The sequence below is a fragment of the Leucobacter sp. M11 genome (genome assembly GCF_035726885.1).
Taxonomy (GTDB): domain Bacteria; phylum Actinomycetota; class Actinomycetes; order Actinomycetales; family Microbacteriaceae; genus JAPFRB01.
In genome coordinates, this window is record NZ_JAPFRB010000004.1 from 363263 (window position 1) to 379418 (window position 16156).

The following is a 16156-nucleotide window of genomic DNA, read 5'->3' on the forward strand; positions in this document are numbered from 1 at the left end:
CGGCCCGCAGCCGGTCGCGCACCCCGTCGAGGGTGCCCCGGTGGGCCTGCGCCCAACCGCTTTCCCGGTCGCGTTCGCGGCGCTCGGCCATCCGCCAGCCAAACAGCGGGCGATCGGCGGTCGGCAGGAACGCGGCCTCGTGCGCCCAGTACTCCGTGAACTCGCCCGAGCGCCACAGCAGGTCGTCGAGCCGCTCGCGCTCGTAGCCGCCGTGCCGGGAGAACACCGGCAGGTAGTGGCTCCGGGAAAACACGTTGACGGAGTCGATCTGGAGCACGTGGATCCGGTCCAGCGCCCCGGAGAAGGGGCGGCGCGCAGGCAGGGTCAGCGAGGCCGAGAATCCCAGGCCGCGCAGGGTCAGTCGACGGGCCTGTTCCAGGCTGAGATGGTCTCGCATCCGTGTACGGTAACACCCCTCCCCATAGAATGAGGCCATGACAGACACATCGGGGGACCCAGGTCACACGACGCCGGTGGAGACCGACGAGTACGCTCCGGTCGCCGACCCGCAGCTCGCGGTGCCGATGGGCATGCGCATCGCCGCCGCCTGGTCGTGGCGGCTGCTCGTGGTGCTCGCGGCAGTTGCCGTGTTGCTCTGGCTGGTCGTGCAGGTGCGAATCATCGTGATCCCGATCTTCGTCGCGATCCTGCTGACCGCGCTGCTCACCCCGATCATTACGAAGCTCAGCAAGCACGGCGTGCCCCGCTGGGGCGGCGTGATCGCCGCCCTGCTTGCCCTGTTCGTCTCCGTCGGCCTGCTCGTCTACCTGATTGTGACCCAGTTCCGTAGCGGCTTCGGCAACCTCGCCGGGCGCGCGCAGAGCCAACTGGAGTCCCTGCTGGGGTGGCTTGAGGGCGGGCCGCTGCACCTGAGCGTCGACGAGATCATGACCTATGTGCAGTCGATCTTCACGTCCTTCGAGGGCAACAGCTCGGCGATCTGGAGCGGCGCGCTGTCCGTCGGTAGCACGGTCGGCCAGTTCGGCGCGGGCACCCTGCTGACCCTATTCACCCTGATCTTCCTCCTGATCGACGGCAAACGGATCTGGTACTGGTTCGTGGGCTTCATGCCCAAGCGGGCCCGCGCCGCGGTGGACGGGGCCGGACGCTCCGGCTGGGTCTCGGTTGGCCAGTACGTGCGCGTCCAGATCCTCGTCGCCTTTGTCGACGCGGTCGGCATCGGGCTCGGGGCCGCGATCCTCCAGGTGCCGATGGCGGTGCCGCTCGCGGTGCTCGTGTTCCTCGGCTCCTTCATCCCGTTCCTGGGCGCGATCGTCACGGGCGCGCTCGCGAGCTTCGTGGCCCTGGCCTACAACGGTCCGGTGAACGCCCTGATCATGCTCGGCGTCGTGATTCTCGTCAACCAGATCGAGGGACACGTGCTGCAACCGCTCGTGATGGGGAACGCGGTGCGCGTGCACCCCCTCGGCGTCGTGCTCGCGGTGTCCACGGGGGCCTTCGTCGCCGGGATCCCCGGCGCGCTGTTCGCCGTGCCGCTCGCGGCCTCGCTGAACGCGATCGTGAACTACCTGTCCGAGGGGCGCTGGCGGGGCAAACCGGACCCCGTGCAGGCGTACCTGGACCACGAAAAGGACGAAACCGCGGAGCGAAACCGGGGGGTCGCCCTGGCCCGCCGGGCCAAGCGGCGCGGCCCGCTGCGCACCCAGCCCGCGGCGGCGGGCGCGACCGGAGCCGATTCCGCCGCGCCTCCCGCGTCCCCCGCACCCCCCACGAATGCCCACCCAGAGGCCCGCCCGGCCGAGACGAAAGAGACAGACACCGAATGACGAACGCAGCAGCCCCGACGATGGTCGACTTCGAGCGGGCGCGCGAGATCGTCGCGCGGGTCGCCCAGCCGACCCCGTTGCAGACCTCCCGCTTCCTGACCGAGCTCACGGGCGCCGACCAGGTGTTCATGAAGTGCGAGAACCTGCAGCGCACCGGCTCCTACAAGCTGCGCGGGGCCTATCACCGGATGAGTCAGCTGAGCGCCCAGGAGCGCGAGCGCGGCGTCGTGGCCGCCTCGGCCGGGAACCACGCCCAGGGCGTGGCCTTCGCGGCCCGCGAGCTGGGCATCACCGCAACGATCTACATGCCGAAGGGCGTGGCCCTGCCGAAGTTGCAGGCGACCCGGAACTACGGCGCGCGCGTCGTGTTGGAGGGGCACAGCGTCGAGGAGGCGCTGCGCGCCGCGAACGAGTTTTCCGCGTCCTCCGGGGCCGTGTTCATCCCGCCCTTCGACCACGAGGCCGTGATCGCGGGGCAGGGCACGATCGCCCTGGAGATGCTTGAGGAGGCCCCCGAGATCGAGACGATCGTGGTGCCCATCGGCGGCGGCGGGCTGATCGCGGGCGTCGCGGCCGCGGCGAAGATCTGGGCCGCCGAGCGCGGCCGCAAGATGCGCATCATCGGGGTGCAGGCCGAGAACGCCGCCCCGTATCCGCCGTCCCTTGAGGCGGGCAAACCGCTGACGATCAAGACGCGCCCGACGATCGCCGACGGGATCGCGGTGGCCCGCCCGGGCACCCTGAACTTTGCGGTGATCAAGGACTATGTGGACGAGGTTGTCACCGTGAGCGAGGACGACCTGTCCCGCGCGATCCTGCTGCTGTTGGAGCGCGCGAAGCTCGTGGTGGAGCCCGCGGGCGCGGCCGGGGTGGCCGCGATGGTGGCCGGGAAGATCAGCTGCTCCGGGTCGATCGCCACGATCCTCTCGGGCGGCAACATCGACCCGATGCTGATGCAGCGCGTGATCAGCCACGGGCTCGCGGCCTCCGATCGCTACCTGAAGCTGCGGGTGATGCTGCCGGACCGCCCCGGCCAGCTGGCCCGGGTCGCGGAGATTGTGTCCGCCGCGGACGCGAACGTGGTCGAGGTGTTGCACACCCGGCACGACGGCGGCCTCCAGATCAACGAGGTGGAGCTGGAGCTGCACATCGAGACCCGGGGCGTGGAGCACGCGGAGGAGGTCATCAGGGCGCTGAGCGACGAGGGCTTCAAGTTCCGCCGCGGGGCCCGTTAACCCTCGCGGCGGGGCACGGTCCGCGTGATGCCGGGGGGACGTCACGCGGAGCGTGCCCGCTTCGTGCGGGTCAGGCGGGGGTGAGCCGCTCGCGCAGGGTCTCACCCGGCTCGTAGTCGGCCCGGAACAGGCCGCGCTCCACGAGGATCGGGACGACGAGCTCGACCACGTCCTCGAGCCCGTCCGGGAAGCTCGGGCACATCAGGTTGAAGCCGTCGCAGGCCCCCGCCCGGAACCAGGCCTCCATCTCGTCGGCGACCTCCTCGGCGGAGCCGATCATGGTCGCGTGGCCGCCGCCCGCGGCGAGGAAGCCGAGCAGCTCCCGCAGCGTGGGCTCGGCCGTCTCGATGATCCGCTGCACGGTCAGGTACCGCCCCTGCGGCCCGGAGAAGGTGTCCGCCGGGGGGAGCGGGGCGACCGGCTCGTCCAGGCCGTGCGCGGAGTACTCGACGCCCGTGAACATCGTGAGCTGGGCGAGCGCCGCGGGCACATCGAGGTGCGCGTCGAGCGCCCGCTTCTTCTCGAGCGCCTCCGCCCGGGTTCGGCCCACGTAGGTGACGAGCCCCGGCAGGATGCCGACGGCGCCGGGGTCGCGCCCGGCCTGGCCGATCCGCTCCCGGAGGTCGCCCGCGTAGGCGAGCGCCTGGCCCCGGTCCCAGGACACGGAGTAGATCGCCTCGGCGTGCCGGGCGGCGAAGGCCCGGCCCGTCGCCGAGGACCCGGCCTGGAAGATCACGGGGCGGCCCTGCGGGCTCCGCGGGACGGAGAGGGGCCCGGCGACCCGGAAGTGCGCGCCCGCGTGCCCCACCGGACGGATTTTCGCGGGGTCCAGGAAGCGGCCGGAGGCGCGGTCGGCGACGATCGCGTCCGCGTCCCAGGATGCCCAGAGCGCGCTCGTGGCGGCCAGGAACTCCTCGGCGCGGGCATAGCGCTCGGCGTGCGGCGGCAATTCCGGCATGTCGTGGTTCTGCGCCTCCGCGTCGAACATGGAGGTGACGACGTTCATGCCCACCCGGCCCCCGCTGATGTGGTCGAGGGACGCGAGCAGCCGGGCCGCGGTGAACGGGGTGCTGAACGTCGAGGACACCGTGCTCACGAGCCCGATGTGCCGGGTGGCCCGCGCCATCGCGGTCAGGGCCGTGATCGGCTCCAGCATCCAGGGGATGCCCGCCGCGTACTCGTGGTTGACGCTCTGCCCGTCCGCGAGGAACACCGCGTCGAGCCCGCCGCGTTCGGCGAGCTGGGCGAGCTCCTCCAGGTAGGCGATCTCGCCGACCCGCTCGACGGCGGAGTCCGGGTGCCGCCAACCGCTCGTGTGGTGGCCCACCCCGTACAGAAACGCGTTGAGCACCATCCGGGTGCGCGGCCGCGCGGGGGCCGCCGGGCGCTGAACCCCGGGCACTAGCCCATCACCAGCCCGCCGTCGACGATGAGGTTTTGCCCCGTGACCGCGCGAGAGGCGGGCGAGGCGAAGAAGACGGCGGCGTCCGCGAACTCCGCGGGGCTGGTCACCCGGCGCAGCGGCGTGCCCGCGGCGATCAGGTCGAAGACGGCCGCTGGCGTGGCCGCCGAGGCGTCCGTGGTGCGCAACAGCCCGCCGGAGACCATGTTCACGCGCACCCCGTCCGGGCCGAGATCCGCGGCGAGGGTACGGGTCAGGCTGAGCAGCGCCGCCTTCGCCGCCGTGTAGTCGTGGTACGGGACCACGGGGTGCTGAAACAGGTTCGTGCCCACGTTGATCACGGATCCGCCGCCCGCCGCGCGCATCCCGGGCAGGGCGGCCTGCACGGTGTTGAGCGCGCCGCCCAGGATCCCGGTCAACTGCTGCTGGAACGCGGCGTAGTCGATCGCGTCCGCCGTGGCACGGGCGTCGCCGTTGAAGCTGAACTCGGGCAGGGCGTTGTTCACGAGCACCGTGACGGGCGCGCCGAAGTGCGCCTGCGCCGCGGCGAGCATCGCGTCCACCCGGGCGCGGTCCGTGACATCGGCGGCGAGCGCGAGGGCGGTGCCCGCGCCGTGCTCGGCGTTCAGCTCGGCGGCGAGCGCCTCGGCCCCGTCGCGGCTGGCCCGGTAGTTCACGAGGACGCGGGCCCCGTCGCGGGCGAGGGACCGGGCGAGCTCGACGCCGAGTCCTCGGCCGGCGCCGGTGACGAGGGCGACGGGCGCGGTGGCGCGGTCGGCGGTCTGGGGGGTGTGGGCCATGACGGCATCCTTTCGTGGGGCGTGCGGATGCCTGGGCATCCCCGGGTGCCCCCTGCGGGTGCGCCGAGTCGGCCGGATCGGCATCCCTCCGCTCGAATAATCGAGATCAGGTTCAACGGGTTTTGGTTCTCAGCCCTCGCGGGCACCCCGTGTCGAATCCAGGGCCAACCTAGCACCGTCGCTCCGGCCGCGGCAACCGGGGCGGGGGCGGCGGTTCGCGGATGCTGGGTTCCGCGCCGGGGTGCGCTATGGTCGGTGTCACACCTGTGACACGGGGTGCCCGCGAGGGCTGAGAACACACCCGTCGAACCTGATCTCGATAACGCGAGCGAAGGGATGTCCGCCATGACGCGTACGCCGAAAGACCTGAGAAATGCCCGGCCCGAGGACCGCTCGGCGGCCCTGACGACGGGGACCATCGCCGTGCTCGCGGCGATCCGCGAGCGGGCCCCGCTCGTGCAGTCCATCACGAACAGCGTGGTGCAGAACGTGACCGCGAACGCGCTGCTCGCCGTCGGGGCCGCTCCCGCGATGGTGGATACGCCGGGGGAGGCCGCGGTCTTTGCCCGGCTCGCCTCGGGGCTGTTGGTGAACCTGGGGACCCCGAGCGCCGAGCAGCGTCTGGGCGCGCAGGAGGCCGTGCCGGCCGCCCTGGAGGCGGGGCGGCCGTGGGTGCTCGACCCGGTTGCGGTCGGCTCGCTGCCGTTGCGCACGGCGCTCGCGGCCGAGCTGATTGGCCTGCGGCCGACGATTATCCGGGGCAATGCCTCGGAGATTCTTGCCCTGGCCGGGGCGGGGGCGGGCGGGCGCGGGGTGGATGCCGCCGACGACGTGGAGCTGGCGCTTGCGCCGGCCCGGGAGTTGGCGGCCCGCACGGGCGCGGTCGTCGCGGTCTCGGGGCCGCTCGACGCGATCACGGACGGGGTCGTGACCGTGCGCACCCGGAACGGGCATCCGCTGCTGACCCGGATGACCGGGGGTGGCTGCGCGCTGGGGGCGATCATGGTGGCCGCGGCGGCGGTCGCGCCGGACCCGCTCACCGCGGCGGTCGCCGCGCACGTGTTCACGGGGGTCGCCGCCGAGTTGGCCGCGGAGACCGCCGGTGGGCCGGGCACCTTCGCCGCGCACTACCTGGACCGGCTCGCCGATGTTTCGGCGGATCAGATCGTATCGCGCGCCGCGTTCGGCTGATCTCCCCACCCGCTGATCTCCCCACCCGCTGATCTCCCCACCCAGTGATCTCCCCACCCGCTGAGCTCCTCACCCGGTGCCCCGGTGCGCCCCCAGCAGGGGTCGCGGCGGACACGATCGCTCAGCACCCCATCGACAGACGGCGCAGCCCGCGCCCACGCCCCGCTCACGGACAGGACCGAGATGAACCCCACCCCCACGAAGCCCGCCCCCAACCGGGGAGCGGCCCGGATCCCCGTTGACCTGCGCGTCACCCTCGTGACCGATCGAGGCATCGCCCGGGCCGCCGGGCACGAGCTGCCGGAGCTGGTGGCCCGGGCGGTGCGCGGCGGGGTCACCTGCGTGCAGGTGCGGGAGAAGGACGCGGCGGGCGCCGCGTTTCTCGCAACGGTGCTCGCGGTCGCTGCGGCCCTCCCCGCCGGGGTGACGCTGCTCGTGAACGACCGCGTGGACGTGTTCCTCGCGGCCCGTGCGGCGGGCGCCCGGGTGCACGGCGTGCACGTGGGGCAGTCGGATCTCCCGGTGACCGCGGTGCGCGCCCTCGTCGGCCCGGACGCCGTGATCGGGCTCAGCGCCTCCTCTGCGGAGCAACTCCGTGCCGCCGCGGACTCCCCGGCCCGGGTCGACTATGTCGGGATCGGTGCCCTGCACGCCACGACGACGAAGCGGGACGCCCCGGCCCCGCTCGGGCTCGCCGAGTTCGCCCGGCTGGCCGCCGCGAGCGCGCTGCCCGCGGTCGGCATCGGCGGGGTGCGCGCCGCGGATCTGCCGGGGCTGCGGGCCGCCGGGGCGGCGGGCGGGGCCGTTGTCTCCGCGATCTGCGGCGCGGCCGACCCCGAGGCCGCGGCCCGGGAGCTGGCCGCCGCCTGGGCGGGTACCCCGTGAGCGCGGTCCCCGCGCCCGGGGCCGCGCCCCGAGTGCTCAGCATCGCGGGCACGGACCCGACGGGCGGCGCGGGCATCCAGGCGGACCTGAAATCGATCGCCGCGAACGGGGGCTACGGCATGGCCGTCGTGACCGCGCTCGTCGCCCAGAACACCCGCGGCGTGCGCTCCGTGCACCTGCCCCCGGTCGCGTTCCTCACCGAGCAGCTCGACGCGGTCAGCGACGACGTCGAGATCGACGCGGTCAAGATCGGGATGCTCGGCACGAGCGAGGTGATCGCCGCGGTCACCGCGTGGCTGGACCGGGTCCGCCCGCCCGTCGTCGTGCTCGATCCCGTGATGGTCGCCACGAGCGGGGACCGGCTGCTGGACGCCGAGGCCGAGCGCGCCCTGCGGGAACTCACCGCACGCGCGAGCCTCGTCACCCCGAACCTGCCGGAGCTCGCGATCCTCGTGGGTGAGCCCCGCGCCGAGACCTGGGCGGAGGCGCTCGCGCAGGGAGAGCGCCTCGCCCGCTCCCGCGGGGTGCGCGTGCTCGTCAAGGGCGGCCACCTGCCGGGGCGGGACTGCCCGGATGCCCTCGTCGAGGTCGCCCCGCCCGGGGGAGCGGCCCGGATCGCGCAGTTCCCCGGCTCCCGCATCGACACGGTGCACACGCACGGCACGGGGTGCTCCCTCTCCGCCGCGCTCGCCACCCTGCGCGTCAGCCGCGGGGACTGGACGGTCGCGGTCGCCGAGGCGAAGGCGTGGCTGACCGAGTCGATCCGGCACGCCGACGCCCTCCGGGTGGGCCAGGGCAACGGGCCGATCAGCCACTTCGCGGGCCTCTGGCAGCGCGCGGGCCTGGGGCCGGCCGGCCCGGAAACGACGAACGCCCCCGCCTGAGGCGGGGGCGTTCGGCCGGGGGCGTCGCGAGCGACTACTGCCCGGAGTAGGTCTCGACCTTGACGACCTTGACGGTGATGTCGTTGCCGTTGGGCGCCGTGTAGCTGGCGGACTCGCCGACCTTCAGGCCGAGGATCGCCGCGCCGAGCGGGCTCTGCTCGCTGTACACGTCGAGATCGGAGTTCCCGCCGATCTCGCGGTTGCCGAGCAGGAAGATCTCCTCGTCGCCGAAGATCTCGGCGGTGATCACGGTGCCGATCTCCACGATGCCCTGGCTGACCGGGGCCTCGCCGACGGTGACGTTCTTCAGCAGCTCGGTGAGCGTGCGGATGCGCGCCTCGATCTTGCCCTGTTCGTCCTTCGCGGCGTGGTAGCCGCCGTTCTCCTTGAGGTCGCCCTCTTCACGGGCCGCCTCGATGCGCTTGGCGATCTCGATGCGCCCGGGCCCGCTGAGCTCCTCGAGCTCGTCGTTCAGGCGGTCGAATGCGTCCTGGGTGAGCCAGGTTTTGGTGGGTGTTTCAGCCATGCTGGGCCCTCTCTGCCGAATCGGCGTGTTTCCCCATGCGGGTTGTGATAAACGCATGCGAAGACGCCCCCACGGTGGCGCGGGGGCGTTTCCGAAAGGCTACCCTAGGAGGCGTTGAGAATCCAACAGTTACTCACCGTGCCGGTGTTCGCCTGATTCGTGGTCACCAGGGCCTGTTCGAAGCCGCGGGTCCGCTTCTCGCTCGCGTCCAGGGTGACGACCTTCCAGCCGACCGTCGCGAAGGACTCGTTCAGGGCCTCCACGGAGCAGGCCACCTCGCGGCCCGGCGGGACGGTGACCTCAAATTTGATGGACACCTCCCGGTCGCTCACGATCGAGTGCCCGATGTCGCGGAACTCCAGCGAGGCATCCGGCCGGTTCCAGCCGCTGAACAGGGCCCAGAACACAACGCCGATGAGCACGATCGCGCCGACCACGATCAACACGACCCGGTCAATGCCGCGGGTCGAGCGACGACCGTAGCGGTCGTCGAGCTCTTGGCTTGTGGCCTCCTGTGCGTTCGTCACCTTTGCCTCCGAGAGCCTCTAAACTTGATGATGACACCCAGCCTAGACGAGCCGTGCCCCAGACATCCTGTGCGCGGCCCCGCAGGGTGTCCCGACGAGAGGTGTTTTCGGAAATGACGCTCAGGTTGATCGCGGTGCACGCGCACCCGGATGATGAGTCGAGCAAGGGCGCCGCAACCTATGCCCACTACCTGGACCGAGGCGTCGAGGTGCTCATCGTGAGCTGCACCGGCGGCGAGCGCGGCGAGGTGCTCAACGAGCTCGTGGCCCGCGACCCGAAGTCGGCCAGGGACCTGACGGGCCTGCGCCGCGACGAGATGGCGCGCGCCCGGGACATCATCGGCTTCCAGCATCGCTGGCTCGGCTACTCCGACTCCGGGATGGCCCGCGAGGACGGCACCGTGCCGAAGGACTCCTTCGCGGACATCCCCGCCGAGATCTCGGCCGAGGCGCTCGTGCGGATCGTGCGCGAGTTCCGTCCGCACGTGATGATCACGTACAACGAAAACGGCGGCTACCCGCACCCCGATCACCTGCGCACCCACGACATCAGCATGATCGCCTGGGAGGTCTCGGGCGACGCCGCGGCCTACCCCGAGGCGGGGGAGCCCTGGGAGATTCAGAAGGTGTACTACGACGACATCTTCAACGGGGATCGCGTGCGCACCTTCCGCGACCTGCTCGCCGAGCGCGACCCCGAGTCGCCCCTCCTCGCGCAGATGGACGAGATGGTGACCCGGATGCTTCAGCGCCCGTCGCGCGGCACCAGCCGGGTCGAGGCCGGCCGATTCTTCGAGGCGCGCGACGAAGCGCTCCGCGCCCACGCGAGCCAGGTGGCTCCCGAGAGCACCTTCTTCTTCTGGCCCAACGACCTCCAGCGCGAGGCGTGGCCCTACGAAGACTTTGAACTTGCGGGGTCGCGTGTTGAGACGACCCTGCCGGAACTGGATCTGTTTCAGGGAATTGAGGACAACTAAATGCTGACACACGTGCTCGCCGCGGGCCTGGCCCGCTTCGAGGTCGCCGAGTTCGACCCGGACAAGGTCACGCCCGGCTTCGTCGGCTTCGCGTTCACCGGACTCGTTGCCCTCGCGGTCATCCTGCTCCTCATGAGCATGAACCGCCGGGTGCGCCGGATGCGCTACCGCGAGGAGGTCCGCGAGCAGCTGGCCGAGGAGCTGGCCGCCCAGGAGGCCACCGCGGCGCAGGCAGCGCCCGCGGCGCAGGCAGCGCCCGCGGCCGAGGCAGCCGCGGAGCCCGCCGCGGCGAAGGAACGGGGCACCGCCGAGCAGAGCGGCGCGTAGCGTGACCGAGCCGGGCGACGACTGGGCCGCGGCGCTCGCCGCCGAGGCGGACCTCGATCCGGAGGCGTACGGCGATCCGGGCTTTGACGAGCCCGATTTCGCGCCGCCGCCCGAGCGCGGCGGCGGCCTTGCCGCAGCCGTGCGGGGCACCCCGGGCGGGGTGCGTGCGCCCTGGACTGGGGCACCCGGCGGGGCCGAGCCGCTCGCCCCGGCCGCCGAGCGCGCCGAGCTGCTGCTGCAGCGCGTCTTCGGGTACCCGGCCTTCCGCGGGCAGCAGGCGGAGATCATTCAGCGGGTGGCCGAGGGCGGCGACGCGATCGTGCTGATGCCCACGGGCGGCGGCAAGTCGCTCTGCTACCAGATCCCGGCGCTGCTGCGCCCGGGCACGGGCATCGTGGTCTCCCCGCTCATCGCGCTCATGCACGACCAGGTCGCGGGGTTGGAGTTGGCCGGGGTGCGCGCGGGCGCGCTGAACTCGAACCAGTCGCCCGAGGAACAGCGCCGCGTCGCCGACGCCTATGTGGCGGGCGAGCTGGACCTGCTGTATCTCGCGCCGGAGCGCCTGAACGTGCCGAGCACGATCGAGCTGCTGCGCCGCGGCACGGTGTCGCTGTTCGCGATCGACGAGGCGCACTGCGTCTCCCAGTGGGGGCACGACTTCCGTCCCGACTACCTGCGGCTCGGGGAGCTCGCCGAGCTGTTCCCCGGGGTGCCGCGGGTGGCGCTCACTGCCACCGCCACGCCCGAGACGCACCGCGAGATTGAGGAGCGGCTGCGCCTCGCCGACGCCGAGCACTTCGTGTCGAGTTTCGACCGGCCCGGGATCCGGTACCGGATCGTGGAGAAGAACCAGGCCCGGCAGCAGCTGCTGCGCTTCATCACCCAGGAGCACCGCGGCGAGACGGGCATCGTGTACGCGCTGAGCCGCAAGACGGTCGAGCAGACGGCGACCTTCCTGAACGACAACGGGGTGCCCGCGATTGCGTACCACGCGGGCATGGACGCGGGCACTCGCCAGCGCGCGCAGACCCGGTTCCTCCGCGAGGACGGGCTCGTGGTCGTCGCCACGGTCGCCTTCGGCATGGGCATCGACAAGCCCGATGTGCGCTTCGTGGCGCACATCGACCTGCCGAAGTCCGTCGAGGGCTATTACCAGGAGACGGGTCGCGCGGGCCGAGACGGGGAACCCGCCGAGGCCTGGATGGCCTACGGCCTCGCCGATGTGGTGCAGCAGCGCCGCTTCATCGACACCTCCGAGGGCGACGCGCAGACCAAGCGCAACCAGGCCCGGCACCTCGACGCGATGCTCGCCCTGTGCGAGACGACGAGCTGCCGCCGCGTGTTCCTGCTCGATTACTTCGGCGAGACGGGGCACGAGCCCTGCGGCAACTGCGATGTCTGCCTGGAGCCGCCGAAGGTCTGGGACGCGACCGTGCCCGCGCAGAAGTTCCTGTCCACGATCATGCGCACGGACCGGGAGCTGCGCCAGCGCTACGGCGCGGGGCAGCACATCGACACCCTGCGCGGCACCGCCTCGGATCGGGCGCGCCAGGTGGGCCTGGACCGGCTGAGCACCTGGGGGATCGGCGACGACCTGACGGTGCAACAGTGGCGAGGGGTGGTGCGCCACCTCGTGGCGTCGGGCAAGGTCGACACGGTGGGGGAGTACGGGGTGCTCGCGCTGACCGAGGCGAGCCTGCCGATCCTCCGCGGCGAGGAGCAGGTGCTCGTTCGCGAGGAGGTGCTCCGGGCCAAGCCCGCGGCGGCGAAGAAGGCCCAGGCCACGCTCGACCTCAGCCCGGAGGAGGCGAGCCTGTTCGAGGCGCTGCGCGCCTGGCGGGCCGCCGAGGCCAAGGAGCAGGGCGTGCCCGCCTACATCGTGTTCGGCGACGCGACCCTCAAGGCGCTCGCGGTGCACCGCCCGAGCACCCCGGAGGGCCTGAACGGCATCACGGGGATCGGCGAGGCCAAGCGCGCCCGCTACGGGGAGGCCGTGCTCGCGGCCCTCGCCGCGGCGGGCTGAGTCGGCGGCGCGGCTACACGTCGATGCCGCCGGTGTGCGCGGCCGAGGGGAGGCGGGGAACCTTCAGGGTGCCCCCGCCACGCTTTGGAAAGGACACGGGCACGGGGGAGCCGTCCACGCGCGCGGGGGTGAGAAACGCCTGCTCGCCGACGCGCGTGACGTCCGTCGGCGGGGCGCGGAGATCGAGACCGTCGGGGAGTAACAGCGCCGCAAGCCCGGCTCGACCCGTCCCGACCGAGGTGCTGAGCCCGGCACGGGCCACCTCGCGCGGCGGGGCGCAGCGCTGCGCCGTCTCCTCCGGCGTGATCAGGCGCAGGCAGATCCGGCCGTCCTCGTCCACAAAGGCCCAGGCGCTCGACTGAAACATCCTCCCGAGAGCCAGCGCAGTGCCGGGTTTCGGCATCACCTCGTCGCGGTTCGCGCCGGTCAGCGCGGGGATCTCGGGTGCGCTGTCCCCGGTTGCGTCAGCCGCAAGGCTGGCGATGACCCGTTCCGCCGGGGGCGAGCGCCACCACAGCCCATCCTCCGAGAGGGCGCTGCCCACTCCGAAACCGAGCCCGGCGGCCAGCCCGGTCGACAGCGCCGCGGCGATGGTCTTGCGCACGTGCCCGGAGGGAGCGCGTGCGGACGGAGACACGGCTGGATCGGTCAACAGCCTGGCTCCTCTCCGTTGTGGGCGGGCTCGGTTCAGGGGAGCAGGGCTCCGCGAGCGACCCGGGGGAGCAGAGCTGGTCGGGGATGAGCGGCCGAGGCACGCATGGCACACTGGAAACATGACTGATTCTGGGCCGTTGCGCGTCTCGGTGCGCCCATACGAACCGGCCGACGCGGGCGTGACGCTCACGATCTTCACCGATGCGATCACGCAGACAGCCGCCGCCCACTACCGCCCCGAGCAGATCGAGGCGTGGGCGAGGCCGGGGCGGCGCGCCCTCGCAGACTGGGACCGGGAACGGGGCGAACGCGCAACCGTGGTCGCCGTTCTCGAAACTGAGGTCGTGGGGTTTTCAGACGTCGACCGGGACGGCTGGATCGACATGCTCTTCGTTGCCCCCCGGTACCACCGCCGCGGGGTGGCCCGAACGCTGTTGGGCTCCATCGAGCGCGGCGCACGAGCGGCGGGGGCGGCCCAACTGAGCGCCGATGTCAGTCTTCCCGCTCGCCCCTGTTTCGAGAGGATCGGCTTTGCGGTGGTGCGTGAGCAGCGAGCACGCGCGGAGGGGATCGCCCTGACGAATTACCGCATGGTCAAGGAGCTCACCGCTTCCCCGTCCGGACGCTGATCCGGGCGGGAGCACGGGGAGGTGCGCGGCGAGCAGCCCCGGAGCGGGGGCTTAGCCCTGCCGGGAGCCGTGCGCCGGGGAATCACTCTCGAGCGAGAAGGTGACCTCGGCCCGGGCGGGCCAGGCGCTCGGCCAGAGGCCGCGCTCGTGCGCCTCGGCGTTCCCGTCTGGGTCGGGACCGGTGTCCTCGCTGTCCGCGTCGTCGGCCTCCTCGATGCGCAGCCTCGAGAGCCGGCCCTCCTCGATGTCGAGGCGCACCTCGCGGGGCTGCCCGCTCTCGGGGTCGTCGAAGCGGGCGATCACGGGGAAGACGTGCGAGTGCGGCACGACCCGGGGGAGGGCCTCCGGGTGCGGCAGGTCAATGTCGATCTCCGAGTACGCGCCCGAGGAGCCGTCCCAGAGCTGCTCGCGGGCCTCCGCGAGCTGGGCGCGCAGGGCGGCCGAGCCGCGGTCGGCGCTGAAGTCGAGCATGCCCGTGATCAGCGAGCGCGCGCCCTCGGGGAGCTCCCCGAAGGCCTCGGCCTCGGAGTCCGCGTTCGCAGCCGAGTCCCGGGCCGCCTCGCGGCGGGCCTCGCGCAGGTTCGGCAGGTCGCTGAGCAGCGAGAGCGCCACGGTGGCCAGCGCGAGCACGGTGCGCGGGCGGCGCACCCCGCGGCGTACGAGCGCGCCGTGCGCCTTGGCGTCGATCGATTCCCCGAGCTCGGCGAGGCCGAGGACGGTGCCGGCCGCGCCCGCGGTCAGCGCGACCCGGTTGACGGGGCCGGTTTCCCGAGGTATGCCTCTGAAGAGATCGATCGCGGTGATCGCGGCGAGGCCCACGCGGTAGGCGGCCCGGCGACCGGGCCCGAGCTTCGCGGGGTTGATGAGGGCGGCGGCGCCGAGGACGACCGCGGTGAGCACGGCCTGCTCGGGGCGGCCCGGCTCACCGAAACGACGAAGAAAGGGGGGAACTGCCATCCTGCCATCCTACGTCGTTTGCCCCGGGCCGCGGCCCGGGAAGATCGAGACGAGCCGCCCGGCGGCCCAGCGGCCTCGGCTGGGGCCGGGGGCGAGTGTCGCGTTCAGTCCCCGGAGGGGGCAACGCCGGGCACGGGGTACCGCAGGCGGAATCGCTCGCAGACGATCGGCATCCCGGGGGCGAAGCCGCGCGGATCCACCGCGTAGGTGCGCCAGAAGTGCTCGTGGGTCTCGCGCCAGTCCGACAGGGACCGGTCGCCCTCTCCCTCAGCGAAGGCGTGTTCCGCGCCGACGTCGCGGAACGGCACGACCGCCACCGCCGTCGTTTCCAGGAGCGCGCGCGGCGCGCCCCGACCGTCGAGGATGAGGTTCAGGAGGCCGGGCTCGGGCATCGGCTCGCCGGCGTGCTCAAGGTCCCAGAGCGAGGACGCGGTCCCGGTTTTGGTGCCGTCGAGGACGAGCGCCAGGAGGCTGTCGGCGTGCTCCGGGGTGGCCCCGAACGCCCACGCCTCGGGCGCGGGCTCGGGCAGCTCCGGCAGGGCGGCGCGGCAGGCGCGCCAGAACGCCGCGACATCGAGTGGATCGAGTGGATCGAGTGGATCGACCGCGTGCGGATCGGCAGCGACAGGAGGGTTCATGCCCCCAGGGTATCCGCCGCCCAGCGCCCCGAGCGAGGGCCCCGGCTTAGATCGAGACGAGCAGCGCGGCGGCCCAGTGGCAGAGGAAGGCGAGCACCGTGAGGGTGTGGAAGATCTCGTGGAAGCCGAAGACCCCGGGAACCGGGTTCGGTTTCTTCGTGCCGTAGACGATCGCGCCCACGGTGTACATGAGCCCGCCCACGACGACGAGGACCATCGCCGCGGCGTTCACCCGGAAGATATCGGGGATGAACATCACGGCGGCCCAGCCGAGCGCCAGGTAGAGCGCGACGTACAGCCAGCGGGGCGCGCCGAGCCAGAACACCCGGAAGCCGACCCCGAGCAGGGCCCCCGCCCAGACGCTCACGAGCAGGATGAGGCCCTGCTCCCGGGGCAGGGTGAGCAGCGCGATCGGGGTGTAGGTGCCCGCGATGAGCAGGAAAATGTTCGCGTGGTCGAATCGCTTGAGCATCCGCTTCGTCTTCGGCTGCCAATTGAACCGGTGATACAGGGCGGAGATCCCGAACAGCAGCATGCTCGACAGGGTAAACACCACGGCGGCCCACGTCGCGACCGCGCCATCGGCGAGCGCGATGAGGACGATGCCCGCAATGATCGTGACCGGGAAGGTCCCCGCGTGGATCCACCCGCGCCAGGTCGGCTTGACCTCCTCGGCGGGCGGGGCCGCCTCGTCGCCGTGCGCGGCGGGGTGCT

18 protein-coding genes and 2 riboswitches are annotated in these 16156 nt (G+C 72.3%); of the genes, 9 read left to right on the plus strand and 9 right to left on the minus strand.

Going from position 1 to position 16156, the window contains the following annotated elements:
- On the minus strand, nt 1-397 hold a 397-nt coding region (locus tag OOT08_RS13765; RefSeq protein ID WP_325093357.1), incomplete at its 3' end, for a DNA glycosylase AlkZ-like family protein.
- A gap of 37 nt (nt 398-434) precedes the next feature.
- On the opposite strand from OOT08_RS13765, the gene OOT08_RS13770 reads away from it, so the two are divergent.
- Together OOT08_RS13770 and ilvA are read left to right on the plus strand one after the other, a co-directional pair.
- On the plus strand, nt 435-1787 hold the full coding sequence (locus tag OOT08_RS13770) for an AI-2E family transporter (RefSeq protein ID WP_325093359.1): 1353 nt from the start codon (nt 435-437) through the stop codon (nt 1785-1787).
- Nucleotides 1784-3022 (plus strand): threonine ammonia-lyase, encoded by a 1239-nt coding sequence (gene ilvA, locus OOT08_RS13775; protein WP_325093361.1) that lies wholly within the window; start codon nt 1784-1786, stop codon nt 3020-3022. The genes OOT08_RS13770 and ilvA overlap by 4 nt, the downstream gene beginning before the upstream one ends.
- Nucleotides 3023-3092: 70 nt before the next feature.
- Here ilvA and OOT08_RS13780 read toward each other — a convergent pair whose 3' ends face one another.
- Both OOT08_RS13780 and OOT08_RS13785 read right to left on the minus strand, forming a co-directional pair.
- Nucleotides 3093-4424 (minus strand): LLM class flavin-dependent oxidoreductase, encoded by a 1332-nt coding sequence (locus OOT08_RS13780; protein WP_325093362.1) that lies wholly within the window; start codon nt 4422-4424, stop codon nt 3093-3095.
- Nucleotides 4424-5224 (minus strand): 3-oxoacyl-ACP reductase, encoded by an 801-nt coding sequence (locus OOT08_RS13785; protein WP_325093363.1) that lies wholly within the window; start codon nt 5222-5224, stop codon nt 4424-4426. The genes OOT08_RS13780 and OOT08_RS13785 overlap by 1 nt, the downstream gene beginning before the upstream one ends.
- A 66-nt stretch (nt 5225-5290) precedes the next feature.
- Nucleotides 5291-5384, minus strand: a riboswitch (TPP riboswitch).
- A gap of 102 nt (nt 5385-5486) precedes the next feature.
- Nucleotides 5487-5578, plus strand: a riboswitch (TPP riboswitch).
- On the opposite strand from OOT08_RS13785, the gene thiM reads away from it, so the two are divergent.
- The 3 genes from thiM to thiD all read left to right on the plus strand — a co-directional run bounded on the left by thiM (nt 5570) and on the right by thiD (nt 8184).
- The gene (gene thiM, locus OOT08_RS13790) at nt 5570-6415 is read left to right on the plus strand and encodes a hydroxyethylthiazole kinase (RefSeq protein ID WP_325093364.1); all 846 of its coding nucleotides are present in this window, start codon (nt 5570-5572) and stop codon (nt 6413-6415) included. Its footprint overlaps the riboswitch before it by 9 nt.
- A 183-nt stretch (nt 6416-6598) precedes the next feature.
- Entirely contained in the window at nt 6599-7300 is a 702-nt protein-coding gene (gene thiE / locus OOT08_RS13795) for a thiamine phosphate synthase (protein WP_325093365.1), read from the plus strand.
- Nucleotides 7297-8184 (plus strand): bifunctional hydroxymethylpyrimidine kinase/phosphomethylpyrimidine kinase, encoded by an 888-nt coding sequence (thiD, locus tag OOT08_RS13800; protein ID WP_325093366.1) that lies wholly within the window; start codon nt 7297-7299, stop codon nt 8182-8184. Before thiE ends, thiD begins: the two co-directional genes overlap by 4 nt.
- A 34-nt stretch (nt 8185-8218) precedes the next feature.
- On the opposite strand, the gene greA is transcribed toward thiD, so the two are convergent.
- Both greA and OOT08_RS13810 read right to left on the minus strand, forming a co-directional pair.
- Nucleotides 8219-8710: a transcription elongation factor GreA gene (greA, locus tag OOT08_RS13805; RefSeq protein ID WP_325093367.1), complete on the minus strand. Its 492-nt coding sequence runs from the start codon at nt 8708-8710 to the stop codon at nt 8219-8221.
- Nucleotides 8711-8814: 104 nt separating this feature from the next.
- Nucleotides 8815-9237, minus strand: coding sequence for a DUF4307 domain-containing protein (locus OOT08_RS13810; protein ID WP_325093368.1), 423 nt, complete (start codon nt 9235-9237; stop codon nt 8815-8817).
- A gap of 113 nt (nt 9238-9350) precedes the next feature.
- On the opposite strand from OOT08_RS13810, the gene mca reads away from it, so the two are divergent.
- From mca to recQ, 3 genes are read left to right on the plus strand one after another with little or no spacing between them, the layout of a single operon-like run.
- Nucleotides 9351-10214 carry a mycothiol conjugate amidase Mca gene (gene mca, locus OOT08_RS13815; RefSeq protein ID WP_325093369.1) on the plus strand — a complete coding sequence of 288 codons (864 nt, stop codon included), beginning with the start codon at nt 9351-9353 and terminating at the stop codon, nt 10212-10214.
- Entirely contained in the window at nt 10215-10541 is a 327-nt protein-coding gene (locus OOT08_RS13820; protein ID WP_325093371.1) for a hypothetical protein, read from the plus strand.
- A 1-nt stretch (nt 10542) separates the two neighbouring features.
- Complete coding sequence (recQ, locus tag OOT08_RS13825) at nt 10543-12564, plus strand: DNA helicase RecQ (protein WP_325093372.1); 2022 nt, start codon at nt 10543-10545, stop codon at nt 12562-12564.
- A gap of 13 nt (nt 12565-12577) precedes the next feature.
- Here the strand turns inward: recQ and OOT08_RS13830 are convergent, their stop codons facing one another.
- Nucleotides 12578-13216 carry a hypothetical protein gene (locus OOT08_RS13830; protein ID WP_325093373.1) on the minus strand — a complete coding sequence of 213 codons (639 nt, stop codon included), beginning with the start codon at nt 13214-13216 and terminating at the stop codon, nt 12578-12580.
- Between the two features lie 121 nt (nt 13217-13337).
- Here OOT08_RS13830 and OOT08_RS13835 point away from each other — a divergent pair, with 121 nt between their 5' ends.
- On the plus strand, nt 13338-13847 hold the full coding sequence (locus OOT08_RS13835; protein WP_325093374.1) for a GNAT family N-acetyltransferase: 510 nt from the start codon (nt 13338-13340) through the stop codon (nt 13845-13847).
- Between the two features lie 51 nt (nt 13848-13898).
- Here the strand turns inward: OOT08_RS13835 and OOT08_RS13840 are convergent, their stop codons facing one another.
- The 3 genes from OOT08_RS13840 to trhA all read right to left on the minus strand — a co-directional run.
- Nucleotides 13899-14804, minus strand: a complete 906-nt coding sequence (locus tag OOT08_RS13840; RefSeq protein WP_325093375.1) for a hypothetical protein — start codon at nt 14802-14804, stop codon at nt 13899-13901.
- A gap of 104 nt (nt 14805-14908) precedes the next feature.
- Nucleotides 14909-15442 carry an ASCH domain-containing protein gene (locus tag OOT08_RS13845; RefSeq protein WP_325093376.1) on the minus strand — a complete coding sequence of 178 codons (534 nt, stop codon included), beginning with the start codon at nt 15440-15442 and terminating at the stop codon, nt 14909-14911.
- 46 nt (nt 15443-15488) lie between these two features.
- A partial coding sequence (gene trhA, locus OOT08_RS13850; RefSeq protein WP_325093377.1) for a PAQR family membrane homeostasis protein TrhA occupies nt 15489-16156 on the minus strand: 668 nt, incomplete at its 5' end.

What these genes read in the sequence shown, in the direction of transcription:
- OOT08_RS13770 (WP_325093359.1), top strand. Translation starts at nt 435, where the DNA reads ATGACAGACACATCGGGGGACCCAGGTCACACGACGCCGGTGGAGACC.
- ilvA (WP_325093361.1), top strand. Translation starts at nt 1,784, where the DNA reads ATGACGAACGCAGCAGCCCCGACGATGGTCGACTTCGAGCGGGCGCGC.
- OOT08_RS13785 (WP_325093363.1), bottom strand. Translation starts at nt 5,224, where the DNA reads ATGGCCCACACCCCCCAGACCGCCGACCGCGCCACCGCGCCCGTCGCC.
- thiM (WP_325093364.1), top strand. Translation starts at nt 5,570, where the DNA reads ATGACGCGTACGCCGAAAGACCTGAGAAATGCCCGGCCCGAGGACCGC.
- thiE (WP_325093365.1), top strand. Translation starts at nt 6,599, where the DNA reads ATGAACCCCACCCCCACGAAGCCCGCCCCCAACCGGGGAGCGGCCCGG.
- greA (WP_325093367.1), bottom strand. Translation starts at nt 8,710, where the DNA reads ATGGCTGAAACACCCACCAAAACCTGGCTCACCCAGGACGCATTCGAC.
- mca (WP_325093369.1), top strand. Translation starts at nt 9,351, where the DNA reads ATGACGCTCAGGTTGATCGCGGTGCACGCGCACCCGGATGATGAGTCG.
- OOT08_RS13820 (WP_325093371.1), top strand. Translation starts at nt 10,215, where the DNA reads ATGCTGACACACGTGCTCGCCGCGGGCCTGGCCCGCTTCGAGGTCGCC.
- OOT08_RS13835 (WP_325093374.1), top strand. Translation starts at nt 13,338, where the DNA reads ATGACTGATTCTGGGCCGTTGCGCGTCTCGGTGCGCCCATACGAACCG.
- OOT08_RS13840 (WP_325093375.1), bottom strand. Translation starts at nt 14,804, where the DNA reads ATGGCAGTTCCCCCCTTTCTTCGTCGTTTCGGTGAGCCGGGCCGCCCC.
- OOT08_RS13845 (WP_325093376.1), bottom strand. Translation starts at nt 15,442, where the DNA reads ATGAACCCTCCTGTCGCTGCCGATCCGCACGCGGTCGATCCACTCGAT.